The organism is Aliivibrio fischeri ATCC 7744 = JCM 18803 = DSM 507 (genome assembly GCF_023983475.1).
GTDB lineage: Bacteria > Pseudomonadota > Gammaproteobacteria > Enterobacterales > Vibrionaceae > Aliivibrio > Aliivibrio fischeri.
The window spans coordinates 336,236-361,531 of sequence record NZ_CP092713.1; the positions used below are offsets into that span (position 1 = coordinate 336,236).

General features: G+C 37.1%; 24 protein-coding genes. 12 read left to right on the forward strand and 12 right to left on the reverse strand.

From position 1 onward, the window contains the following. Positions 1-23 precede the first annotated feature (23 nt). The 5 genes from AVFI_RS15120 to AVFI_RS15140 all read left to right on the forward strand — a co-directional run bounded on the left by AVFI_RS15120 (position 24) and on the right by AVFI_RS15140 (position 5,998). Positions 24-1,796, forward strand: a complete 1,773-nt coding sequence (locus AVFI_RS15120) for an RCC1 domain-containing protein (RefSeq protein ID WP_214651493.1) — start codon at positions 24-26, stop codon at positions 1,794-1,796. Positions 1,797-1,821: 25 nt separating this feature from the next. Then, a complete protein-coding gene (locus AVFI_RS15125) occupies positions 1,822-4,011 on the forward strand; it encodes a DUF1566 domain-containing protein (RefSeq protein WP_188863230.1) in 2,190 nt (729 codons plus the stop codon). A gap of 28 nt (positions 4,012-4,039) precedes the next feature. Then, a complete protein-coding gene (locus AVFI_RS15130; protein ID WP_188863229.1) occupies positions 4,040-4,954 on the forward strand; it encodes a halovibrin HvnA in 915 nt (304 codons plus the stop codon). Between the two features lie 347 nt (positions 4,955-5,301). Then, the gene (gene cspE, locus AVFI_RS15135; protein ID WP_005423776.1) at positions 5,302-5,511 is read left to right on the forward strand and encodes a transcription antiterminator/RNA stability regulator CspE; all 210 of its coding nucleotides are present in this window, start codon (positions 5,302-5,304) and stop codon (positions 5,509-5,511) included. A gap of 277 nt (positions 5,512-5,788) precedes the next feature. Beyond that, on the forward strand, positions 5,789-5,998 hold the full coding sequence (locus AVFI_RS15140) for a hypothetical protein (RefSeq protein WP_005423775.1): 210 nt from the start codon (positions 5,789-5,791) through the stop codon (positions 5,996-5,998). A gap of 44 nt (positions 5,999-6,042) precedes the next feature. Here AVFI_RS15140 and AVFI_RS15145 read toward each other — a convergent pair whose 3' ends face one another. The 6 genes from AVFI_RS15145 to AVFI_RS15170 are packed head-to-tail and all read right to left on the reverse strand — an operon-like array spanning position 6,043 to position 11,254. After that, positions 6,043-6,699: an HAD family hydrolase gene (locus AVFI_RS15145; RefSeq protein WP_188863228.1), complete on the reverse strand. Its 657-nt coding sequence runs from the start codon at positions 6,697-6,699 to the stop codon at positions 6,043-6,045. A 2-nt stretch (positions 6,700-6,701) separates the two neighbouring features. Beyond that, the gene (locus AVFI_RS15150) at positions 6,702-7,721 is read right to left on the reverse strand and encodes an ABC transporter ATP-binding protein (protein ID WP_054775150.1); all 1,020 of its coding nucleotides are present in this window, start codon (positions 7,719-7,721) and stop codon (positions 6,702-6,704) included. Continuing rightward, entirely contained in the window at positions 7,718-8,506 is a 789-nt protein-coding gene (locus tag AVFI_RS15155) for an ABC transporter permease (RefSeq protein WP_054775151.1), read from the reverse strand. The genes AVFI_RS15150 and AVFI_RS15155 overlap by 4 nt, the downstream gene beginning before the upstream one ends. Continuing rightward, entirely contained in the window at positions 8,493-9,380 is an 888-nt protein-coding gene (locus tag AVFI_RS15160; protein WP_188863227.1) for an ABC transporter permease, read from the reverse strand. Before AVFI_RS15160 ends, AVFI_RS15155 begins: the two co-directional genes overlap by 14 nt. Continuing rightward, positions 9,377-10,192, reverse strand: coding sequence for an alkaline phosphatase family protein (locus tag AVFI_RS15165; RefSeq protein ID WP_188863226.1), 816 nt, complete (start codon positions 10,190-10,192; stop codon positions 9,377-9,379). The genes AVFI_RS15160 and AVFI_RS15165 overlap by 4 nt, the downstream gene beginning before the upstream one ends. Before the next feature lie 9 nt (positions 10,193-10,201). Next, the gene (locus tag AVFI_RS15170; RefSeq protein WP_054775152.1) at positions 10,202-11,254 is read right to left on the reverse strand and encodes an ABC transporter substrate-binding protein; all 1,053 of its coding nucleotides are present in this window, start codon (positions 11,252-11,254) and stop codon (positions 10,202-10,204) included. 340 nt (positions 11,255-11,594) lie between these two features. Here AVFI_RS15170 and trpS point away from each other — a divergent pair, with 340 nt between their 5' ends. Then, entirely contained in the window at positions 11,595-12,626 is a 1,032-nt protein-coding gene (gene trpS, locus AVFI_RS15175) for a tryptophan--tRNA ligase (RefSeq protein WP_188863225.1), read from the forward strand. A 36-nt stretch (positions 12,627-12,662) separates the two neighbouring features. Here trpS and AVFI_RS15180 read toward each other — a convergent pair whose 3' ends face one another. Next, positions 12,663-13,565 (reverse strand): LysR substrate-binding domain-containing protein, encoded by a 903-nt coding sequence (locus AVFI_RS15180; RefSeq protein WP_188863224.1) that lies wholly within the window; start codon positions 13,563-13,565, stop codon positions 12,663-12,665. 121 nt (positions 13,566-13,686) lie between these two features. Here AVFI_RS15180 and AVFI_RS15185 point away from each other — a divergent pair, with 121 nt between their 5' ends. After that, complete coding sequence (locus tag AVFI_RS15185; RefSeq protein ID WP_188863223.1) at positions 13,687-15,009, forward strand: 6-phospho-beta-glucosidase; 1,323 nt, start codon at positions 13,687-13,689, stop codon at positions 15,007-15,009. A 362-nt stretch (positions 15,010-15,371) separates the two neighbouring features. On the opposite strand, the gene AVFI_RS15190 is transcribed toward AVFI_RS15185, so the two are convergent. Beyond that, a complete protein-coding gene (locus AVFI_RS15190) occupies positions 15,372-16,262 on the reverse strand; it encodes a LysR family transcriptional regulator (RefSeq protein ID WP_012534656.1) in 891 nt (296 codons plus the stop codon). 141 nt (positions 16,263-16,403) lie between these two features. On the opposite strand from AVFI_RS15190, the gene AVFI_RS15195 reads away from it, so the two are divergent. After that, positions 16,404-16,574: a hypothetical protein gene (locus AVFI_RS15195; protein WP_054775155.1), complete on the forward strand. Its 171-nt coding sequence runs from the start codon at positions 16,404-16,406 to the stop codon at positions 16,572-16,574. Between the two features lie 29 nt (positions 16,575-16,603). On the opposite strand, the gene AVFI_RS15200 is transcribed toward AVFI_RS15195, so the two are convergent. Then, positions 16,604-18,490, reverse strand: a complete 1,887-nt coding sequence (locus AVFI_RS15200; RefSeq protein WP_054775156.1) for a methyl-accepting chemotaxis protein — start codon at positions 18,488-18,490, stop codon at positions 16,604-16,606. Between the two features lie 218 nt (positions 18,491-18,708). On the opposite strand from AVFI_RS15200, the gene yddG reads away from it, so the two are divergent. The 3 genes from yddG to AVFI_RS15215 all read left to right on the forward strand — a co-directional run bounded on the left by yddG (position 18,709) and on the right by AVFI_RS15215 (position 21,536). Next, positions 18,709-19,596, forward strand: a complete 888-nt coding sequence (yddG, locus tag AVFI_RS15205; RefSeq protein ID WP_065622484.1) for an aromatic amino acid DMT transporter YddG — start codon at positions 18,709-18,711, stop codon at positions 19,594-19,596. A gap of 86 nt (positions 19,597-19,682) precedes the next feature. Next, positions 19,683-20,771, forward strand: coding sequence for an AI-2E family transporter (locus tag AVFI_RS15210; RefSeq protein WP_017018961.1), 1,089 nt, complete (start codon positions 19,683-19,685; stop codon positions 20,769-20,771). Between the two features lie 120 nt (positions 20,772-20,891). Continuing rightward, on the forward strand, positions 20,892-21,536 hold the full coding sequence (locus tag AVFI_RS15215) for a lipase family alpha/beta hydrolase (protein ID WP_054775157.1): 645 nt from the start codon (positions 20,892-20,894) through the stop codon (positions 21,534-21,536). 31 nt (positions 21,537-21,567) lie between these two features. Here AVFI_RS15215 and AVFI_RS15220 read toward each other — a convergent pair whose 3' ends face one another. After that, positions 21,568-22,425, reverse strand: a complete 858-nt coding sequence (locus AVFI_RS15220; RefSeq protein ID WP_017018963.1) for a PA4780 family RIO1-like protein kinase — start codon at positions 22,423-22,425, stop codon at positions 21,568-21,570. A gap of 313 nt (positions 22,426-22,738) precedes the next feature. Between AVFI_RS15220 and pepE the strand changes: the two genes are divergently transcribed. Then, positions 22,739-23,476, forward strand: coding sequence for a dipeptidase PepE (gene pepE / locus AVFI_RS15225; RefSeq protein ID WP_065596043.1), 738 nt, complete (start codon positions 22,739-22,741; stop codon positions 23,474-23,476). Positions 23,477-23,535: 59 nt separating this feature from the next. Here the strand turns inward: pepE and AVFI_RS15230 are convergent, their stop codons facing one another. Both AVFI_RS15230 and AVFI_RS15235 read right to left on the reverse strand, forming a co-directional pair. Then, on the reverse strand, positions 23,536-24,600 hold the full coding sequence (locus AVFI_RS15230) for a flavin monoamine oxidase family protein (protein WP_054775158.1): 1,065 nt from the start codon (positions 24,598-24,600) through the stop codon (positions 23,536-23,538). Between the two features lie 8 nt (positions 24,601-24,608). Continuing rightward, the gene (locus AVFI_RS15235) at positions 24,609-25,283 is read right to left on the reverse strand and encodes a cupin domain-containing protein (protein ID WP_155661824.1); all 675 of its coding nucleotides are present in this window, start codon (positions 25,281-25,283) and stop codon (positions 24,609-24,611) included. Positions 25,284-25,296 lie beyond the last annotated feature (13 nt).

Below are 25,296 nucleotides of genomic sequence, written 5' to 3' on the forward strand. Positions count from 1 at the left end.
TTTTTATCTGGAATAAAATATTAATGAAATTTAATGTATTAAATTTAATATTTGCAATTGTTTTAATAACTAATTGCGATATCGCTTTTTCTCAAAAGTTAGCTGTAATACAAATAGAAGATTTATATTTGACATCGCCACCAATAGAAAATAAAAAGACTAGTATAAGTTATTTGGTTGAACCAAGTGATAATATAGTAATTCAGTATTATACTTGTATTTTAAATGATGAGTTTTCTACCTGTAAAAGTGATGATTTATTATCATCAGGTGAAACGGAAGATTATTCAATTTCTGTTAGTATTCCCAAGGATCTTGCTGGTAAGTATTTAAGTTATTGTATATCAGCAATCAGTAAGTCTGGAGCATATTTACCATCAGAAAATGAATGCAGAAGTGAATTAATTACTAATGGAGATATTGATAATAAAAATGCGTTATTCAGTTATTTAAATCAAACTAAAAACTTCAGTTTATACAATGCACCAATCACGGATGCAAAAGATGATGTTTCCTTTGTAACAAGTAATTCTGCGGCGTTATCTCTTAGCTCTGAGGGCGATGCTTCATTAATTGGTTATGGCTCTGAAGTGACTAATGCCCCTAACTTACCTAAAGCGAAAGAAGTGTATTCTATGCTTGATGGCTTTGCGATAAAAAGTGAGTCAGATGATGCCATTATTTGGGGGCAGTTTGATACGACGCCATCTTATATCAATCAGGTCGAAGAAATTTTTCCAGCGCCTTATGCTATGGCTGCCATTTTAAAAGATGGTGGAATAAATACGGCTGGGGATATGGTTCGTGGTGGCTCAATATCAAGTGAAGCACAAAAACGTATTGATAAGTTGTTAAGCAAAGATGGTTTACCAAAGGCAATTTATCATACTGCTCAAGCATTTTTAGCTGTGTTTGATATGCCAAGTGGTAAACAAAAGCTTGTTGCGTGGGGACAATCCATATATGGCGGCACATTACCTGATGAAATGAAATCCGCTTTATCAATTAAAGATATTGTCACGTCTCAAGACAGTTTTACTGTACTCGATAATGATGGAAATGCTTATTCATGGGGACATAGTCCATTTGAGCAGCACCAAAATATCCAAACGGTGTACGCGACTCGTTATGCCTTTGCTGGGATCACCACATCAGGGAAGGTAAAAGCATGGGGTGATTCATATTATGGTGGATTACTAAGTTCTGCGGCTATTGACTTTACTAATACAAACCCTATTACCCGTTTATGTGCATCTGATGCATCGTTTGTTGCTATTTCTGATGGCAATAAAGGTGTTGCTGCATGGGGAAATGATTACGGTGCTGGTTATATCCCATCAAATATTCAAACAGAGTTAGATGCAACAACGATTACCGATGATTTTCATTGTGCATCAACAGAAAAAGCCATTGCTTTATACGACAGCTCACATCTTTTTGTGTGGGGAGATAAGAAATATGGCGGAGCACTGCCAAGCAATATTCCTACCTTCTCAATAGCTAATGTCATTGGCAATAATCACGCTTTTTTGATGAAGGCGATGGATGATGTGTATGCGTGGGGAGGGCTAAACCAAGGTGGTTGTATTCCTGATGGACATCAGTGTCTTTCTTCTGATGACTCTAGTTTGAATTTACGTAGTGCCATTAATGATCTTTCTGATATTTCTCAAATTGGTAGTTTTAATACGTTTTCTGAGTTCGAGGAGGAAGTTGTAGGGGGGTTTTATGTTAGGGGAAGCGGTGCTGTCGTGATGTGGGGCAATTCTGTTCCTGATGGTGTGTTCAATGAGTAATAAAAATAATAACAAAGGAATAATAATGAAAAAGTCTATTATCGCACTTCTATTGGCTAATGTATTAAGTCCAGTAGTGATGGCTGCACAACCAATGTTAATCCCTCAAAGTGAAGCGAATAACAGTTGGTTTAATCAAACAAATAATTATCGCTTTAATAATAGTGAACCATTACCAGGTACTGCTGGGATTAACCTCGCTGCAGGTGCTTTTATCATACAAGATAAGGGTGAATATCAAAATGTGATGGCATTTGGTAATCCGCAGTTTGGGGGGGAAATAGAAGCAGGAAGTACATTAGATGAATTATTAGCATTTATTAAACCAAGCCAAATGTATGCATCTGGTAATGCTTTTCTGGCTTTAGATCCTGTATTCCACCAAGGCGTTGCTTGGGGAAATGGTGTTACTCGTGGTGAAGAGAAATCGATTGAGAATATCCAGTCTGTTTATCCGGGAACAGAATCATTCATGATAGTAAAAACCGATGGTTCACTTATTGAATATACTCCGTCGACAGGAACAGAGAACACGATTGATGCAATTACGTCTTCTGACTCTATACGCTCAATTTATCACTCTGGAGGTACTATCGGTGAACCTATTGCTTGGGTTGCGCTTTTAGAATCAGGAAAGATTAAGGCGTGGGGTGACGGTACCGCTGGGGGAACAATATCTAAAGAGGCTAAAAAGGCTTTAAAAAATGAAGTTGTACAGTCTATTTATGCTACGAAAGATGCGTTTCTAGTTAAAACACAGAGTAATAAATACGTTGCATGGGGGGGAGATAATTCAGAGTCAGGCACTATTCCTAGTGATATTTCTTCTATTTTAAATAGTTCTGGAAGTTCGAGTATACAAGCAACAGAAAAAGCCTTTGCGGTTATCTCTAATTCAACTATTTATGCGTGGGGAGATGATGCTTGTGGAGGAAAGATAAATTCATCAACTTCTAGTTTCTTACTAAATATGAAAAGTCCCCAGTTAAGTGCGACTCGATGCAGCTTTATTGCCACGGATATATCAACCGGAAAACTGGCGCAATGGGGCAACCAGCATACTCAAAAAACGTATGGCGAAAATACCCGTTTAGTGACGAGAACATCCAATGAAGGTGCTTTGGTACTTGATAGTGATGGGAATTATATTGATGCGTTACAAAGTGCAGAACTGTCACCTGATGCTTTAAATGCATTTGTTGCTCCTGCTAGTGAAACCATTGCCAGTGGTAATGCATTTGCTGCTGTAAACCACCAAGGCTTGGGGGCAGGAAGTAATATTTTAAACAGTTGGGCTAATGGCGCTAATGTTGATGATATTACATTGACTTGCGATGGCATGCCTATTGATTTGTACTCCACGCAAGCCCCTGATAACAGCGTATCTTATTTTCTTGCATATCACCCTAGTTGTGGTGATGAAGTGACAACATGGAAGACAGGGGAAGAGAGTTTACCTTCAGTATCATCGTTACGAATAACCCCTGATGTGCCAGTTATAGGCGAGAAATTAAAAGGTGATTATCTTTATGTTGCAGCTGATTCTGGTGCAGAAGAAAAAAACAGTTTGCGCACCTGGACTGTGGTGGAAACTCACGAAGAATTATATCGAGATAAAGGAACAGAGCATTTCTCTTCTACTTTCAATTTGAAAAACGATGCCTCTCTTGTTGGCCAGCACATTGAGTTCTGTGTTGTCCCTAAAAGTACAGGGCAAATTGAAGGAAATCAAAGTTGTATAACGTCATTAGCTATCACTGAAGATGATGATAAATATACACCTACTTGCTCAAACGATGGTGGAATGGTGACGTTATCAAGTGGCGCTAAAGTTTCTTGTCCAGTCAATGTTGAGCAATTAGACCAGGTTGGTTCTTATCATAATTATGATGGGTACAACAATGAAAATGGCTATAAATATCCTAAATATCATCCAAACACAGCAAAGCAATTTTGTGAAGGTTTACGTATTGGAGGCAGTTCATCATGGAAATTGCCAACAATCTGGGATCTGAAAACGTTGCAGAATGAATACGGTGATATGGGGAGATATCAATGGCCAACCAATACATATTACTGGTCATCGACCGTATCAGGGTCTGGTTCTGATCCCGATGCTCATTTCTGGCTTGATTTGAGTAATGGTAATAGCGATGACGGTTATGACACGTATACCGATTACGTAACGTGTATTGACCGCAGTGATGTGCATTAATTACAACTTAAAATATATGGAATATATTATGAAATTTATAAAATTGATCAGTTGGTTTGTTTTACCTCTTAGTTTGTCTGTGTTGGCAAATGATGTTTCTGATGATAGTACTGCGGTAAGCCGTAGTGGTAGTAGTGTTATTACACAACAGCAAGGTAGTTCATTAGTCGATGCATTAAAGAAGGATTACAATGATACTTCGCAAGATTGTAATGGTTCTCCTGCGTTTTTGTGTTCGGGGATTACTTTCCGTGGTAATAAGCCTGGTAATTATCACGTTTGGAATCCAAGCCCAAATGCAATAAAAAGTGGTGGGGTATCGTTTTCTTATTTACGCAAAGATTCAAAATATACTAGATTGGCTTATGGTTATGATAGTGGTTATATTATTTATCAAATATTTGGTGCTCCACAAGGTAAAAGAGATTTAGATTATCTATGTTTCTTCCCTATCGATGCAGATTCAAATCATCGTAATTATAATGGTTGTGGAGAGAATATTGATTATAAGGGTTCTAGTCGTTCTTGTGACCAACAAAATATTTATACGGCATCAGAGTGGAAATCACATTATTATGATACGCATGGCGATAAGCACCATCATCAATGTTCGTTTAACTTAAGAGAGACTGCACCATCTGATACATCTAGAAACTTTTCTGAAGGTATTAAATCAATGGCTAAGATTTCTAGTGAATCATTTGGTACTCAAAATGAGCTAAGATTAGCTGTATGGCCACAAAATATAGGTAGAGAATTACCTATACAAGCTTTTTTCTATACAGCTGATTCTGGCTATAATGGACGAAATGAAGCCCAAAGTTATCAAAAAGATTTTTATCAAACAACAGGCATTGCTATTCCTGTAATTAAAATGAAGCTACCTGATCACTCAAATCAAGATGCTCAATTTTTATTTTCTATAAGTGATCAAGCAATTTAATTTTTCATTTTAAAGTTATTGATTGTAAAGATAAAACCGTCATTGTTATGGCGGTTTTTTGTACTTGTATGTGGATGGAATATAAATATTTATATAACAGAACATTTTTACAGTTTTTTTAAAAAAATTAAAAAAGCCTTTACAAAGATCAGTAATCAAGTACTATTGTCCTCGCTCTGTTGCTCAGAGTTGTTAGTGAACATCAAGTAAAAGTAAGCCTCAGAATTTCTTCGTAAGTGTTGTTATCCTCAGTGTCTCCCTTAGCTTTATCGCCACATTTAATAATTCAAGCTCAAGCACATCGCATAATGCGATTTTTATGAATTTTTACTAAGAAGGGACATAATATGTCTAAAACAACTGGTATCGTTAAATGGTTTAACGAAGAAAAAGGTTTCGGTTTCATCACTCAAGATAACGGCGGCGCTGACGTATTCGTACATTTCCGTGCTATCGCTTCAGAAGGTTTCAAAACTCTTGCTGAAGGCCAAAAAGTTTCTTTTGAAGTTGAGCAAGGCCAAAAAGGCCCTCAAGCTGCTAACGTTGTAGCGCTTTAATTTCAAATAAGTTGCGCAGGTGGTGTTTACGCCATTTGCGCTACTTTATAATGCACAATTAATACTTAAATTAGCTCTACTTGTAAGATTGCAACATTTCAAACATCTGCTCCTGTTTCGTACTTGCCATAAATCTCTCAGTAACATCTACTTCATTAGTTTTAATCCATCATTTTTCTACAACAAATTCAAATTACATTATTTTATTTTCATTTTACGAACTCTTTAATTTATAAAATGAAAATTGAAAAAAACTATCAAAATATAAAGGTATTTAATGAACGTAAATTTCACAATTTTTAAAAACAATGTGTCGTGGGACGCAGTAGTTCATCAATTAAACAGCGATGTATTACTACGTAATCTTTTAATGAAAGGACAACTTGATTCGCTTGATGTTGATTTCTCATACAGTGAAGAGACAGGTGAAGGCAGTATTACCAATAGCCATAATCAAACTATTGGTAATTTTATGGTTTCGTTTTAAACCAGTTATCACGAAAATTAAGGATAATTTTTGATTTATTGGCTTCACCAAGCAAGTATCGGCCAATTTTTCTTTTTAGAATATACTGCTAATTGTTCACAAGGGTTTACCAAGTACGTATGATCTGCGTACAAGCATAATGGTAAATCGTTGATTGAATCAGTATAAAAATGAAGACTAGAATAGGTTTTATCTCCTCCATTTAACCATTCTGTTAGTCGAGATACTTTGCCTTCTCTGTAACTTGGAACACCAAGTATATGTCTTGTATAACAGCCATTTTTTTCTTTTAAATCAATTCCAATTGCATGCTCTATACCTATGTTCTTGGCTATGATTTTTACAAGAAAACTGACAGAAGCTGAAATAACAATCATATCTACATTATCTGCTTTTAGCTGGTTAATGAGTATTTTCGCTTCTGGGAATAAAAGAGGAAGTATGTGTTGTTTAACGCACTCTTCAACGAGTACTTCTACTTGATCTGTTGGTATGTTTTTTAGTGGGAACATGGCAAAGGTAAGATAATCTTCCATGTCCATTAAACCTCGTGAATACAGCGTCATTAAGCGTTTGTCTTCTTCTAAAAAATCAGGTGTTGTGACAATGCCTTTATCAACTAAAAATTCATTCCAAATCATGGCGCAATCACCATTAATCAAGGTCTCATCAAGATCAAATATATAAAGTGGGTGTGTCATGTTTAGGCTCTCACTGGCTGAATTTCGTTAAGATTAAAAAGTAACTCTAGTTTACTTCCCGCTGCTAATAGTCTTTCTGATGAACGATTAAGTAAATCAACGGTTAAGTCGCAATCATTAACATCCACTTGATAGCGAATGACATTACCAAGCAGTTGATGATTTTTGATAATCCCTTGTTTTGGTGAAGAAATATGTTCAGCATAGTGCCTGCCTTCTTCTTTTACATAAATCGATTCAGGGCGTATAGCGACTTTCCATTCGGTTTCAATATCAAATAATTGTTTGGCTTTTGGTGCATCAACCAAATTGTAATGTCCCATGAAGCTTGCCACAAATTCATTTGCAGGTTGAGTATAAATCTCTTCGGGTGATCCTTGCTGAACAATCTCACCTTGATTCATTAAGAAGATGCGATCTGACATGATCATGGCTTCTTCTTGATCATGAGTAACAAAGATCGTAGTTAAGTTTAGTTCTTTTTGAATATCGCGGATCTGCTGTCGGAGACGCTTTCTTATTTTGGCATCAAGTGCAGATAAAGGCTCATCAAGTAGTAAGATCCTCGGTTTTACAACCAGGGCCCTAGCGAGTGCTACTCGTTGACGTTGCCCACCTGAAAGTTGATGAGGGTAGCGATCTTCTTTACCCTTTAAATCAACTAATTCAATAACTTTACAGACTTCTTTTTCAATCGTATTTACGTCTATCTTTTTCATTTTTAAACCAAAAGCGATGTTTTCTTTTACGGTCATATTTGGAAAAAGCGCATAAGATTGAAATACCATGCCAATACCACGCTGCTGTGGTGTTTGTTCTGTTATGTTTTCGCCATTAACCCAAATTTCACCATTATTGATAGGATCTAATCCTGTTAGGCTACGAAGTAGGGTTGATTTACCGCATCCGCTTGGACCTAGTAAAGTAATAAACTCGCCTTTTTCTATATTAAAATTTACGTTTTCAAAAACCGTATTGTCACCAAAACGTTTTGTTAATTGGTTTACGTTTACATAGCTCATGATTTAATACCTCGGTTAAAGCGACTTGCTAACCAAGTCAGTAAAAAGATAAACAAGAAATAGGTCATCACTAATGCAGACGTGAAGTGTCCGCTGGTTTGACGCATATTGTAGAGATAGATTTGTAAGGTTTCATAGCGTGTGCCAACCAAGATATTAGCGAAGACAAATTCACCTAGTAAAAAAGAGAAAGAGAGAAAAAGTGAGGCCATTAGTCCTTTACGTAAATTCGGAAGAATGATCAAGAGAAATGCTCTTGTTGTACTGGCCCCTAATAAATGAGCTGCATCCATAAGATCTTGTAAATTAATGGATTCAAAGCTATTTGCGATAGCACGGTACATAAATGGAAGTGCAATGGTAAAGTAGGTTCCAATTAATATCCAAGGCGTTCCCACTAAAGGGATACTGCTATCTGCATAGATTTGCAATAATCCAACAGAGGAGACCACAGGTGGTACTGCAAAAGGCAATAAGATCAGAATATTCATTACTTTGTCGAGTTTTGGAAAGTAATAAAACACAACAAAAATAGCAGGGACAATTAAGACAACACTTAGCGTTAATGCAGAAATGTCAATAAATAATGAGCGTCCAAAAGCGGCTAAAAATCGCTCATCTGTTAAGAGTTGACCATACCATTGTAGAGAAAATCCATCGGGTAAAATGGTGGCTCCCCAACGAGATGAAATCGAATAAATAAAAGTAGCGATGATGGGGATCATCATTAATCCGACAATAGAGTAAACCACCGATTTATGAAATGCGGTATTAGCGTTTTGCATGATAACTCCTAGCGATAAGCCACTGATTAACTATGGTAATAAAAGCCAGAATGGCCATTAATATAACGGAAATAGCGGCCGCTAAATTTGGTTCTAGGAATAAATCACCAGAAACAAGACTAGCGATACGTACAGTAATTACGTTGTAGTTACCATTGGTTAAGGCATATACACTCGCATAAGCCCCTATGGCGTTGGCGATAAGAATAATGAATGTACCTAGTAGCGCAGGGAAGAGTACTGGCAGCGCTATTTTGGTCCAGTACTGCCATGTTTTAGCGCCAAGTAATGCTGATGCCGCTTGCCAATCATCACTTAATGCATCAAAAGCGGGATAAAGTAATAACACGGCAAGTGGGATCTGAAAGTAGATGTATAGAGAAAGCAATCCCCATTTCCCATAGAGATTAAAGTCATCTATTAATCCGTATTGTTTAAGTAATAGGGTAAATGCCCCATTGACACCAAGAATGATAATGAAAGCAAACGCTAATGGTACACCTGAAAAGTTACTGCTCATGTTAGTGAAAGCAATAATGCCATCACGTAGCTTACTATCAATGCGACGAAGTGACGAAACCAAGAGTGTCGCAATCATTAAGCTTATTAAACTGGACCATATCGATAACCATAGACTGTTACTAAACCCTTGTAGCATAAAGCTAGAATCGAATATTTCTTGGTAGTTTTCAAATGAGTATTCATCTTCATAAATGAAACTATTGATGAATACCCAAATCATAGGCGCTAATTGAAAGAGATAAAAAAACAGCGCTAATGGAGCAAGCCAAATTGCTGGTTTCATTTTCTTTATCCAAGCAACAATCGATTTATTTGATGCGTTGCTTGGGTGAGTGACTGCAGAACTACTCATAATACTAATAATTCCTGAGGATAGGTTTTGTTGTGTTTAAGGCTTAATAATTGACATAACACACCGCAAATATCCGTTTGCTTAATCTGGATGTTATCGGATGCTTGGTGAGCAAAGCGCTCTCCAATAACAAATAAGGGGACGTCACGCTCTTCTGGTAGATTTCCACCATGTGATAGATCGTTATTCATACCATGATCGCTGGTAATAAGGACTTGATAGCCGTCGTTTACCCAGTCATCAATGTAGTTAGATAAAATAATGTCAGCAGTGCGGGCACTATTTCGATATTGACGAGAATCCAGACCAAATTTATGTCCAACATCATCAATATTCATTGGGTGGATTAATAAAAAATCCGGTTGGTGCGTACGACGCAGGTGCTCAGCATCAAGAAATAATGCTTCATCAGGGTAGTGATCCCAATGATAGAAACAACCATGCTGAATGTTGAGTTGCTTGTTGTTGGTAAAGCGATCACGTGTCGCATGATAAGGAGCGATATTATAGAGTTCACTAACCCAATGATAAGCAGCGCCTGCCGTTGTTTTACCTTGGCTTGTCGCTAAACTGAATATGGAATCTTGGTTAGATAATCGCACAATATCATTGTTTACAATGCCACTATTTACAGGAGATATACCCGTTAATAAACACTCATATAATGGGCGAGACATTGAAGGTAATTCGGATTGAATTTTATATAGTGTTGCTCTTTGGTGCTCAATTAACCCTGTTAAGTAGCCCATACAATCATGAGCTACTTGATAATTAAGGCCATCGAGAACAACAAGAATAGTCTTACTGCTCATGGGATTCACTTACTGCTGGTTAATTAATACGTTTTCTTGCCATTGGCGAGGTAATTTACGAGCGGATCTTTCCCACGCTTTAAAATCACTTACAGGCTGAACATTGGTGTATTGATCGTTAGGAATTAACTTATCTTGGATTGATTGTGGCAACACAACATCACTACGAATAGGGCGGGCGTAGCCTTCTGCCAAGTTAATCTGTCCTTGATCACTGAAGATGTATTCACGTGCTAATTTTGCTGAATTTGGATTTTTAGCAAATTTATTTATGATAGTAGTATATCCAGAAATAACAGAGCCATCCTGAGGAATATTAACACTAAAGCGATCTCGCCCTAATTTGTCACGATAATTTAAAGCATTAAAGTCCCACAGTAGCGCAACTTCGACTTCCCCTTTTTCTAGATTAGCTAAACCCGGGTCGGTATAAGATAAGCGACCTTGTTTGGCTAACTCTGCAAAGAATTTAATCGCAGGTTTTAGATTGCTTTCATCCCCACCTTTTGCAAAAGCGGCAGCTAATACGGCGTTATTTGCTTGTGCTGCCACACCAACATCACCAACGCTGACTTTGTAGTTTCCTTGTAATAAATCATCCCAAGATGTTGGTGGATTTTTCACTAACTTATTATTTGAGATGAAAGAGATCGTGCCTGTATAAGCAAGTGCCCAGTGACCGTCTTTATCTTTCGCCCAATCAGGGATTGAATCCCAAGTGGTTGGTTTATAGGCTTGTGTAACGCCTTTTTTTACTGCAACTCGTGCAAAAGCAAAGCCAATATCACCGATATCGGCAGTGGCGTTGTTCTTTTCTGCTGCAAATTTCGCAATTTCTTGAGCTGAACTCATGTCCGTATCTTGATGCTTTAGGCCATACAATTTATTTAAATCGTTCCATGTATCTTTCCAGTTTGCCCAGCTTCCCGGCATACCAACACTGTATACTTGGCCTTCTTTTTGGGCTGCATTGACAAGGGATTGAATGTCGGCTTCTTTTGCCATTAATGGCGTTGATAAAGTAGTAACGAGTAATGTCGCACTGGTTAGCAATGTTTTCATTTGTCTCTATCCTTTTGGACTACATCAATAATTTGATTGTCATCCTAGAGAGACTTTATGACGATTTTGAGGCGATTTTCTGACAGTTTTAGTGAATTTTCATGTCATTAATGTTTCACTGTGGTGTGAAAAAGTACTTGAGTCCTGATTTTTATGGTGATAGCTTTAAATCATGATTATGAATACTCAAGTTACATTCATCTCAATTTGTTGGTGGCGTTCTATTTTATAGAGCGGCGCTGAATCATATCTATATGTAAATATTCAAAGCCGTCGGAAGACTGCTTATGAATACTCGCAATATTTGTCTCCGATGGTTTAATTATCTAGAGGCAATATCATGAAAAATAAAAACATTACGTATAAATCAAACCAAAAAGAAAAAATCTTAACTGGTGATAGAGCGACAGGTCAGCTGCATTTAGGGCACTTTGTAGGCTCTTTGCAACAACGAGTTCAATTGCAAAATCAGTATGAGCAAACGATCTTAGTCGCTGATTTACAAGGCTTAACAGATAATGGTCATAATCCTCATAAGGTATCATCTAATATACTGAATGTGGTGGCTGATTATCTTGCTGTTGGTATCGATCCTTTAAAAACGACGATTTGTTTGCAATCAGCGATACCTGCGTTATCTGAACTTACAATGTATTATTCAAACTTAGTTTCGGTTGCTCGTTTACAAAGAAATCCAACGGTTAAAAATGAGATTGCAAATAAATCATTTGGTTCTTCTATTCCAACGGGTTTTCTTACTTATCCAATTAGCCAAGCAGCAGATATTACGGCATTTAGAGCAACATTAGTTCCTGTCGGTGATGATCAATTACCGATGATAGAGCAAACGAATGAAATAGTGAGAAAGTTGAATCATATTGCTCAAGAGGAAATTCTTGTTGAATGCCGTCCGTTATTAAGTAAGATGCCGCGTTTGCCTAGTGTTGACGGTAAGTCTAAAATGTCAAAATCCATGGGTAACTGTATTCTTTTAAATTCTAGTGAAAAAGATATTTCTAAAGCGGTAAAAGCAATGTATACCGACCCAACTCATTTACGTGTGGAAGATCCGGGTCAAGTAGAAGGCAATGTGGTATTTACTTATTTGGATGCCTTTCATCCTGATATTGCTTATGTCAATGAACTTAAAAATAAATACCAAAATGGTGGTTTAGGTGATGGCATGACTAAAAAAATCTTAGAAGAGTGCTTGCAAGAGATATTAAAACCGATTCGAGAACGTAGAGAAATGTATATTTCAGATAAAGCGCAACTTATTGATATTCTGAAACAAGGCAGTGAGAAATCTCAAGAAGAGTCGAATCAAGTTTTACATAATGTGAAAAAAGCCTTCGGCTTAACGTTGTTTTAATATTTCGGGCTTATGAAGATAGAGCAGGGGTAAATATTAGTCCTGCTCTTTTATTTTTCGTTGTAGCCAACGAGTAAATGCTTGATATTTAGGGCGGTGTTCATGGCCTTTTGGGCAAATCAAATTGTAACTAAGATTAGAGGATATTGATTCAAAAGGAGTTATTAATTCGCCACTTTCTAAGTATGTACTTATGAGATTGGTACGAGCAATGCCAATACCCATTCCATTTCTTACTGCAGATATCGCCATTTCTGAATGGTTAAAGACATAGTTTTTCGTTTGTGTTGGAGTTGGTTTATTTGTCATAGATAGCCAGTATATCCATTCAAAATCTGTGCGTATAGAATCTAATGATTCAGTACAATGAATTAGACAAGCATTATTTATATTAAAAGGATGCTGGGTGAATTTTTGGGCGTAATGAGGCGTACAAATAGGTGTGAGGTATTCATCAAAAAGTTTTTCGCAATGAAGATCTGGGTGCTGTCCATTACTGTAATAAATGGCGAGATCAACAGGTTCATGTTTGAAATCTAATGGGCTTGCTTTTACTCGAATCTTTAGATTTAGGTTAGGGTATAGTGCTTGAAATTCAGGCAGTCTAGGCATTAACCATGATTGCGCAAAAGTAGGAGCAACGCCTATGTAAAGCTCTCCACTGAGCTCATTAAATTGAATGTCTTCGATTTCAGAAAAAATAGTTTCAAGAGAAGAGTCTAATACATCCCATAAACGTTTTCCTTCTTCAGTGAGCTCTAACTTTCGAGTTAATCGAATGAATAAGGTAAATCCTAATTGGAGTTCCAGTTGTTTAATGCGCTGGCTTATTGCTCCTTGAGTTAAAAAAAGTTCTTCTCCTGCAATCGTAAAACTTAAGCTTTTTGCTGCAATATTGAATGTATATAAATTTGCTAGTAACGATTGTTTATTATTCATGGAGTTCTTCTTTTATATCTATACATTAGTTTTACTAATTCATAAGTATTTTTATATGGTTTGTTAGTTAAGTCAACTTTACGTTTAATTAACTAGTCTAATTTATATTGAGGGAATCAGAATGAAAAAATCTTTAAAAATTGCTGTGATCGGTGGTGGTTCAAGCTATACGCCAGAGTTAATTGAAGGGCTATTAAAGCGAAAGCATGAATTACCATTAAGTGAGTTATGGCTGGTTGATATTGAAGACGGAAAAGATAAGGTAGAAATTATTGCGGGTTTGGCTCGTCGTATGATTAAACGTGAAAATTTGGATATAAAGGTAAAAGTAACGCTAAACCGTCGTGAAGCATTAGAAGGGTCTGACTTTATCTGTTCTCAATTTAGAGCGGGTTGTTTAGAAGGCCGAATTCGAGATGAACGTATTTCATTAAAATATGGAATGATAGGACAGGAAACAAATGGCCTTGGTGGTTTTGCAAATGCGTGTCGAACTATCCCAATCACGCTTGATATTTGTAAAGATATTGAAGAATTATGTCCTGATGCATGGTTACTTAATTTTACTAATCCATCGGGTATGGTGACTGAAGCTGTTTTAAAACACACTAAAGTAAAAACTGTCGGTTTATGTAATGTTCCTGTAATTATGCAAAAGGGTGTTGCAGAAATACTAAGTGCTAAAGAAGAAGATGTAATTATGCAAGTTGCGGGGTTAAACCATTTTATTTGGGCTCGTCAGATTTTACATGAAGGTCAAGATAAACTTGCGTATATCGTTAATGAGATTATTGCGGGTAATGATAAATTAGTTCCTAAGAATATTCCCCCTTTTGCATGGTCGAAAGAGCTACTATCTAAAATGGGTATGATCCCGTGTGCTTACCTACGTTATTACTATATGAGTGATGACATTATGCAACAAGAAATAAAGGAAGCTGATGGAGAAGGAACTCGTGGCGAAGTCGTTAAAGAGATGGAAGATCGTTTGTTTGATATTTATCGTAATCCAGATCTGAATGAGAAACCAAAAGAGTTAGAAAAGCGTGGTGGTCAGTATTACTCAGAAGCCGCTTGTGAGTTAATGAGTTCTATCTATAACGATAAACGAACTATTATGCATGTAAATACACGTAATAATGGAACAATTGCAGGTTTACCTGATGACTGTACGGTTGAGGTGAGCTCTATGATTACTAAAAATGGTCCTTTGCCATTAAATGTTTCCCCATTCCCGACGGATACACTTCGTCTTATTCAATTGATGAAAGAATTTGAAACGTTAACAGTTGAAGCTGCAATCACTGGAGATTTAAATTTTGCTAAACGAGCACTGATTTTGAACCCATTAGTAAACACTGGCACTATTTTAGACAAAGCATTAGAAGAAACGGTGAGAGAAAATTTAGATTACATGCCACAGTTTCGTCATTTAGTAGAGTGATTTCAATCAGTTGTTTCTTTTCTTAGTTAAAAAGCAATGGAATACAGTTTAGTGATGAGAGTCGATAAACTGTTAAATAGATCATGAAATATAAGTAAAAACACGCGGTACGTTTAAATATTCGTGATCTTGATCCTCGCAATGTGAGCAACTCTTCGATAGATTCAAAGGGTAAGGAAATTCATGAAGTTGCTCATTGACGAGTAAATGAATGTTAGAAGGAAGTCTCTTATGAAAAGAACAAGAAAAGCCCAATTGCAACGTGCGCGAATTCAATACTGGAAAGACACTGCAAAAGATGTGGCTAAAAAGTGGTAAAAAATAAAACTCCTGATAATCAGGAGTTTTTTGGTTTTAGGGCTTTAAGAAAGTAATACTTGTTTGATTCTCTCTATTAACGTTTGATACCGTTTTGGTAAGTCTCTGTTTCGTTTGTGAACTAAAAACAGACGCTCCATAACCAATTGGGTTGGCTCGTGAATATACAGCTCTTGTTTATCGGGGAAGGCGTCGATGGCACTTTGTGGCAATACAGTAAAGCCAATACCTTGAGCAACAGGCAATAAAATTTGGCTTAATTGATTGATGTAACTGGCCACTGGAAACTCATTTGCATTACCACTTTCTAATTCGTGATCCTTACAGTTATCAAAATACAGTGATAAATAGTGCTCTGCATCCGGATGTTTTATTAACCCGCATTGCATTAAGGTTTCAAGAGTGATCGGGGTGTTTTGATAATGTTTTGGTAATACTAGACAAAGAGGCTCTTCAGTTAGTTCTTCACTACTAAATAAGCTTGGTGTTGGGTTATGAGTAACAATACCAATATCAATGGATCCTCGTTGAATATCGTCCAAAATCTTATGATTTGGTGCAGCCTCTAGAGAGGTCGTCAGATTTGGATGTGCTTTTTGTAAGTTGATGCATTCAGGATAAAGAGATAGCGCTAATGCACCTGAGCAAGATAATTTACATAGCCCTTTATATGGGTCATCAAAACTTAATGCTTCAATGAGTTGGGCTTCATTTTGCTTTTGTCTATTGGCATATTCATAAACAAGACGGCCTTGTTCAGTAAGTTCGACACTTTTCCCCTCACGTTTTAATAAGTCATACCCACAAGCTTGTTCTAATTTTTTTATGTGTTGACTGACACCCGGTTGTGTCATAAAAAGCTTTTCTGCCGTTTGAGTAAAATGCCCGACATTAACTAAAGTGCAAAAGGTATTAAGCCATAAAGGGTTAAGCATAAATCACCATGTCATTACCGTATTGTTGATTATCAATATAACAAAATATTATGATGATAAATATAACTGATAAATTTATGTTTTTATCCGAGTAATGTATTTAGATAAATATGATATTAAAAAGTTTAATGAGGAAGTAAAGTGGATTGTCCTAGTTGTGAAGAACATATTGGTTGGGATTGGGTTGAAGATGAAGAGATTGAACCGAATGAAGTGTTTGAATGCCCTGAGTGTGAAGAGTCACTGCGTTATTTTATTGATGAAGGCACTTATTTAGGTCCTCAGCATAAAACAGTTGAAGTGATGAGCTAACTCACCACTTTTATTATATTGCTGTCAGTTTACGATAGTTTAAATGTTGCCACTTTTTCACTTAATTCAATAGCTTGTTCTTTAAGATCATGTGATTGAGTTAAACTGTCTTCAGAATCTATTACTAACTGATCAGTAACGTCTTTGATTGATGTTACGTTCTGAGTTATCTCACCAGTAACGTGAGTTTGTTCTTCTGCAGCTGTTGCAATTTGAGTTGCCATATCACTGATCAGTGTTACTGAAGCACTGATTTCTTCAAGTGCTAATGCTGCGCGATCTGCATCTTCAACTGAATTACCAGCTAACGAAGAACTGCTTTGCATTAAGTTTACTGCTCGGCTAGTGGTTTGCTGTAGGATATCAATAGTCGATTTTATCTCTTCTGTTGAAGTATGTGTACGTTGTGATAGTACACGAACTTCATCAGCCACGACTGCAAATCCACGTCCTTGCTCTCCGGCACGAGCAGCTTCGATTGCCGCATTTAGTGCCAACAGGTTAGTTTGTTCTGCAATGCCTTGTATGGTAGCTAAAACGGTATTTATTTCTTGTGAATGTTGCTGTAATTCACTAATTACATTACTTGCTTCAGCAACTTCATTGGCAAGATTATTAATTGATGCTTTGGTTTCTACAACTAATGAATGGCCTTTTTCTGTGCTTGTTGATGAGTTTTGAGCGGCTTCAGCTGTTTGTTCTGCATGTGAGGCTATTTCACGAGTTGCAGAGGCCATTTCGGTTACAGCGGTTGCAACCATTGTGATTTCTTGTTGCTGTAGATTAAGTTCTTTTACTGAGTTGTTTGCACGGTTAGTGCTTTGCTCTGAACCATCAGTAAGCTGTTGTGATTGATGGCGTATATGTTGAATAAGCTGCTGTAAACTCTCTACAAATGTATTGAAGTTATTTGCTAATTGTCCAACTTCATCGCTGTTTTCAACATGAATACGTTGCGTTAAATCACCACTACCATTAGCGATTTGAGCTAAGGCTTGAGAGACATTATTTAATGGGCGGAACAGTACCGTACAAAGCAAATTGAAAAGTACGGCACAAATAAGAACAACAAAAACCGTTACTAATATTTGACCTGAAATTGCATCAAATAATGGCGCAACTAATGAGTCATAATTAATAACACTAACGGTAATTAAGCTTGTTCCATCAATTCTTTTAGCATAAATAATGAATTCGTCATTATTGATTTCAACGGTTATATCTCTATTGGTATTGGCTGCTTGCTCAATTGTTGCGAAGGTTAAACCGACTTCTGATACCGATTTATTTAGAAGGCTGGTATCAGGATGGGTAAAAATATTCCCTTTATCATTAGCGATAAACATGAAACCGTCACCAGGGAAAATGACTTTTTCCATGCTGTTTAAAATATCGGTAATTTCTACATCAGCACCTAATACCACTTGTTGCCCATGTAAATTTAACGCTTTTCCTAAAGAAACAACATTTGCCCCAGTTGCAGCAGCAACGGTTGGGTTGTCCATAAAGACTTTGGAAGGAGCGGCAACAGCGTTTGTGTACCATCCCCATTTTCTTGGGTCATTATTACCTGGAGGTAATATGACATCGTTAGCGTTTACTTGAGAACCGTCTGGGTAGGCGAGAAAAATATTATCAAATTTACCAGAGTCACGAATTTGTTTTAGATGGACAACGATAGCGTCGTTTTTGGCTTCCGCAGGCAATGAGGTTAAGGAGCGTTCTTTAGAGGTAATCCAGTCTGTTACGTATTGATTATATGAAGCGGTGGTGCTTTCTAATCGTTGTTCAACTTCCGTATCTAAGCGATCTAATGAGGCTTTGAAAGAAAGAGCTTCAACCAATACTCCCCCGAGTATAATTGCAGCACTTGCGGAGATCGCAAGCTTGTTTTTAAGCGATAAATTTTTAAACATAATAGTCCATCATCTTTTTTTATTAGTGAATAGTTTGTGCTTTGTCTTAATAATTTTAAGCTTCAAAATAAATGATGACATAAAAATTCTATTGAAGATAATAATGGTTTAAAAATAATTATCTGTTTTTTCTATTGATGTTTTTGTTAATAAAAATCGATTGAAAATGATAAAGTGTCTTTATGTTATCTGAGACCTTGTAATTAGGAACAAAAAAAGTGAATTCATCATATAAATATACTGTAGCGGGTTGTTCAGCTATTTTGTTGTGGAGCTTAATTGTTGGGCTTATTCGTAATGTAAGTGAACAACTTGGCCCGATAGGTGGGGCTGCTATGATTTATAGCGTGGGTTCGTTGTTTTTAATTTTTACTGTAGGTTTACCTAAATTAAAATTGTTTTCACCTCGTTATTTGCTCATTGGTGGTGGCTTATTTGTTTGCTATGAAATGTGTTTATCTTTAGCGTTAGGTATGGCAAACAGTCGTAACCAAGCGGTTGAGATGAGTATTATCAATTATTTATGGCCATCGTTAACGGTGTTGTTTGCTGTGCTTGCGAGTAAAAAACCAGTAAGCAAAGTCATTTATCCTGCTATTTTACTGTCTTTTTTTGGTGTCGCGTGGACACTAAGTGGCGATCAGGGCTTATCTATATCTCAATTAATGAACAACGCGGCAAGTAATCCGGTTAGTTATTCTTTGGCATTTACTGGCGCATTTCTTTGGGCAATTTATTGCAATATTACGAAAAAATTAGCAAATGGTAAGAATGCAATTACGTGGTTTTTTATTGCAACCGCACTTTCATTATGGTGCAAATACGCGATAAGTGATGAAGGCTCGATTGTGATGACCAGTGAGGCCGCAATCGATCTATTGCTGGCTGGTATTGTAATGGGAAGTGGTTATGCCTTATGGAATATCGGTATTATTGGTGGCAACATGGTATTACTTGCGACTTTCTCATATTTTACTCCTATATTTTCAACTTTCTTTTCTGCTTGGATTTTAGACATTGAGTTAACAATTCAATTTTGGCAAGGGGTTATAATGGTGACAATCGCATCATTGATCTGTTGGTGGTTTACAAGAGAAAAAAGCTAACTTTAGCTGAGTAATACACTATACATATAAGTAATACTGACCCGAATTTACCTTGGGTTATCCCTTTTAAGTAACAAGGAATGTTTATGAAACTTGATCATAATTTCTCTAACCAAGCGATTGATGCATTTATTAAAATTAGTGCTTTGTCTGTGCTTGTTTTATGGTGTTTTTCTATTTTAAAACCATTTCTATTATTGATGGTATGGGGCGGAATTATTGCAACGGCCTTGTATCCGATTGTTGCCTTCTTTAGTAAAAAGACAGCATTAAGCGAAAGTAAAGTGAGTATCATTTTAACGGTTATTGGAGTGCTGTTATTACTGATCCCGCTTATTGCACTTTCTACCGGTATTTATACCAGTGGTACCGAGCTCTTTTTAGGTTATCAAGATGGCAGTATCGCTATACCTAAGCCAAAAGAACGTATGCAAGATTGGCCTATTATTGGTCATGAAGCTTATTCATTTATGTCTTTAGCATCATCGAACCTAGAAAGCTTACTTTTTAAATACAGCGCAGAAGTGAAAGTGGTAGCAGCAAAAGCGGCGTCACTCGTTGGTTCACTTGGTGGTGGTTTTATTCAGTTTATTGTCTCTACAATTATAGCTGGCGTGTTTATGGCCAATGCGACTAAATGTGAACGTGCCTTTATTTTGATTACTAATCGACTAACCGGTAAACATGGTGAAGAGTTAATTAAGCTCTCTAAAGTAACCATAAGAAGTGTTGTTCAAGGGGTTATTGGGGTTGCAGTAATACAAGCTACAATGGCAGGCTTAGGAATGGCAGCGGTTGGTATTTCTGTGTCAGTTCTTGGGTTATGGGTATTTCTTGTTCTTGTTTTTGCCATTATCCAGCTTCCGCCGATTTTGATTCTTCTGCCTATCATTTTTTATGTTTTTAGTGTTGATACTACGACTACTGGCGTATTGTTTGCTATTTGGTGCGTTTTGGTAAGCAGTAGTGACGCAATTTTGAAACCTATATTGTTAAGTCGTGGCTCTCATATTCCTATTATTGTGATTTTGTTAGGGGCATTAGGGGGAATGGCAATGTCTGGGATTGTGGGGTTATTTGTTGGTGCCGTTGTACTGAGTCTTACCTATCAGATGTTTACTGTATGGTTAAAGAATGAAGCCGAAGAAACTCAAAATGCAAAAGACAATCGATAGAGTTAGTTAAAGATATTAATGGGATTGTATTTAATTAAACTTGAATGATTTTTATCATATAGAGAACGATTACTTCTTGATATAGTCATAGTTAATAGATGGATTTTGAAGGAGTAGCTAATGGCCCATATTGTTGTATTACATGGTTTGTATATGCATGGTCTTGTGATGAAACCATTAGCTTCTCGCTTAAGACGTAAAGGTCATACTATTCAAGTGATCAGCTATAATTCTGTGCGAATTAATGAAGCATTACTTTTTAAACGGATCCGTAATTGTTTACCTGAAACTGAAAAAAATGTCATCGTAGGCCATAGCCTAGGCGGTATCCTCGCAGTCCATTTTGTCAATTCACATAATGATAAACATACTCCTATCGATTCTATCGTTACTATTGGTTCCCCACTTCAAGGTTCTTCGATTGCGAAAGAAATACAAAGTAGAAAATTTGGGTTTATTTTAGGAAATTCAAAAGAACAAGGCCTTGTCGATGTAAACCAATTAACCGTAGATTGCCCGATAGGATCGATTGCTGGAACTATGTCTATTGGTATTCGTTCTTCGATTATTCGCGATAAAGTGCCTTCTGACGGTACAGTTACAGTAGAAGAAACGCTATTGCCTGAACTTAAAGATCATCTGTGTCTAAATTATTCACATACCAGTTTAATATATGCGAAACAAACTGTTGAGCAAATTGATCACTTTATTCATCATCATGAATTTAAGAGAGTGGTCGAAGAAAGAGAAAGCGTGGAGTGTTAGCAGATAATCCATTATCTGCAATTTGAAAGGGTTAATCGATATCTTGATCTTCAAGTTGTCGCTCTTTACGTAAACGAGCTTCTTCCATTACGGCATTGATTTCAGCCATTAAGCCATCGACATCGGCATCTTTGCCATCATCAATAAACACGCCTGTTAGCTTTGTGTTTGGTGTTAATTCACCACTTTCATACAATGCCCACATTTCTTTTGCGTATTCAGAACCAAGTAGTTCAGGGGCGTATTGACCATAATAGGTGGTCATGTTGTTTACATCACGCTCAAGCATCCATTTGGCATTATTGTTTGCTGAGGCATCAACGGCTTGTGGTAGGTCGATGATGACAGGACCAAGGTGATCGACTAATACATTAAACTCAGACAAGTCACCATGCACAATACCTGCACACAGCATACGAGTGACGTATTGGATCATTAAGTCATGATCACGTATCGCTTGCTCTTTGGTTAAGGTCACGTCATTTAAGCGAGGTGCTACAGATCCTTCGTCATCAGTGACCAGCTCCATTAATAATACGCCATCAAAACAACCATAGGGAGTAGGGACTCGAACACCTGCTTCTGATAGTTTGTATAATGCATCGATTTCAGCACTTTGCCATACTTTTTCTTGCTCATCACGGCCAAATTTAGAGCCTTTTTCCATCGCACGAGCTCTGCGGCTGTTTTTTACTTTTCGACCTTCACGGTAGGCGACAGCTTGTTTAAAACTGCGCTGTTCAATCTCTTTGTATACTTTTGCACATTGAATATTATCGCCGCTACGAACAATGTAGACCGAGGCTTCTTTGCCGCTCATTAATTGGGTTAGAACTTCATCTATCAAACCATCTTCAACTAATGGCAGTAATCTATTTGGTATTTTCATTGCACCTCAAGGAGTTTAATAAACGTCGAATATACAGACGTCATTGTAGACCAAGTAATCATTTAACGCGCATTATGCCTGTATTCGGGCTGCTCACAAGTTAAGTTTTCTTGAAACACTTATTTTTGTCTTACTTCTGCCAAAATAAAATTATATGTTAAGTCATTGAGTTAATCATTGTTAGGTGAGATCTAACACAAGTTTTAGCCTTATTTTTTCTGTTATGGTTTTTGCTCTCTCTTGGATCGCTATGCTTATTTTTATAAAAGTAAACATTTGTGGCGATATTAAATAGACATAAGGCTGTAAGAAGATGGATATTTTATTATTAAGTAACGGTAAAATTGCGGGCAATAACCATGTAATGGAGTTCGCAAGTGACGCGATTATTGAACAGATTCAACGTACAAAAGCGAAGAATTTAGTTCTTATTCCTTATGCTGTTATTCGCTCAAGTCATGATGATCGTGTTGCCTTGGTACAACAAACATTTGATCATCTTGGATTAGATTGCAAAGTAACAGGATTGCATCGTTCAGAAGACCCTGTAAAGACCATTCAAGAAGCGGATGGAATTTTGGTTAGCGGTGGCAATACTTGGGTATTAAATAAAACACTGCATGATTTAGGTTTGATTGGTCCTATTCGTAAAGCTGTACTTGATAATGGCGTTCCATATATCGGCTGGAGTGCAGGCACAAATATTGGTTGCCCAACGATTCGTACAACGAACGATATGCCTATCATTACTGGCGCTATTCTGCCTTCATTAAATTTAGTACCATTCCAAATTAACCCTCATTATTTAGAAGCATCCGTTGAAGGGCATTTTGGTGAAACTCGTGATGAGCGTATTCAAGAGTTTTTGGAAGTGAACAAGCATGAGCCTGTCGTTGGTATTCCTGAAGGTACATGGCTGCACATTCTTGATGGTAAGTTGAGCTATCACACAGCCAATGAAAAGTCATTAAAACTATTCAGTCATGGAAAAGAGCCTGTGTATTACGGCGCTGGAGATGATATTCAATTCTTAATGGCTCACAGCTGTTAAGTTGCTCTAAGAATACATTAAGGCCAAGTCTATTCATGACTTGGCCTTTTGTTTTAATCTCAATCGAGAATGTTAATAACCGCATCGGCGGCTTCTAGTGCACCTTCTAAATAACCACCATTTTCCTCTGCTGATTCTGTTCCTGCAAAGTGCCAATGTAATTGACGTAACTCTCTTGCAGCAGTTGGTAGACCATAAGAAGGGTGACTTCTTAGAGTTTGGTAATCTGCTTGCGTTGCCGTATTAGCTTCTTGGCTCCAATCTAATAATTTAACATCAGTAGGGAAAGCGGCTTGCTCTCCAAAAATCCGACTTAATTGCTCTATTGCCGCTTGTTTAATACGAGCTTCGCCTGCTTTTATGCGTGTTGACGCATCGACTCCTACAAAACCGAATAAAGCACCTGAGCCCTCAAATGTACTGGCATCATGAATTTCAATTAACGGACCAATATGACTGCTTGCTGAGCCTGATAATCCATTTTTTCGCCAGAAAGGCGTGTCATATTCTGCAAAGAATTTTGCTTGACCTGCCATCCATGTCGGCGTTGAAGCAAAGTGTTTTTTTACATCTGTAGGTAAGCTAGGATTAAACGTAACACGCTCAGATAAAAGACGTAAAGGCATAGCAAAAATGACATGCTTTGTTTCGATAATTTGCTTTTTGTTATTTTGATCAACAGTGATATCTGAATAACCATTTTGTTTGTAATTAACGTGAGTGACCGTGCTATCTAATCGAATGCGGTTAGCAGGAAGTAAATTAAATAGCGTCTCAACAAGGGATTGCATTCCACCAGCAATTCTCATTGATACTGGAGATTGTTCAAATCCTGATTCGTATATGATAGGTGCACTGTTAAGTTGATTTTCTAGTAAATAGGCTCCTTGAGAATATTGTGGGAAAATAGGTAATTCTAAATCATCAATAAGTTGTGTGATGCGTGGATGCATTTGTGGCCAAAACCAAGATGGCCCCATATCCATGTTATCTAATGATAAAATTCGGCCACCAATACGCTTACGTGATTCAATTACTTGATATTTTTTACCCATTTTTTCAAGTTGATAAGCTAGGTATAAGCCGCTTAAACCCGAACCAATAATTAGATAGTCTGTTTTCATATTAATTCTCACTTATCTTGAATCTGATGTAAGTGGTGTCCTGTTTTTATCCAAACTTTACAAGTGTCTTTCTCAATACTAGCTCGTAAGGAGTGTCCAATAGGTAAACGTAGCCAATCAAATTTTCGATATTCAGTATTATTATGATTAAATTTCCCTTCAAGAACTAAGAGTTCAATTCCTCCTAGGTTTTCCAGTTCGATAGTTTGATTTGTTTGCCATTTTTCAAGACGAACACTTTCATGTTTAAAAGAATGTAGCGCTTGATATTGCACGTGATGACGCGAAGGATCAGGAAGAAAATCTTGAGTATGAGTATCAATATGTACGGAAGTTGTGTCACCTTCTTGGTATTGCCCTAGCTTAACTAAAATCATGCACCCCGCCTCTACGACTGGAGCGTGAGAAGAGCCAATAGGGTTACGCATATAAGTACCAATAGGGTAGTCACCGTGCTCATCAGCAAAAGTGCCATCTAAAACAAAAAACTCTTCACCACCTGTATGGATATGAGAAGAAAAATAGCTATTAGGTTCATAGTGAACTAGGGTCGTAGCTGTTGCTATTTCGCCACCATCACGTTCAAGCATTTTGCGAGACACTTCTTTTATTGGAGAAGGCACCCATGTGGATTGAGAGAAAATTGCATGCGCGTGTTTTGATAAATCAGTGTGTAATTTCATAATAAACCTACAT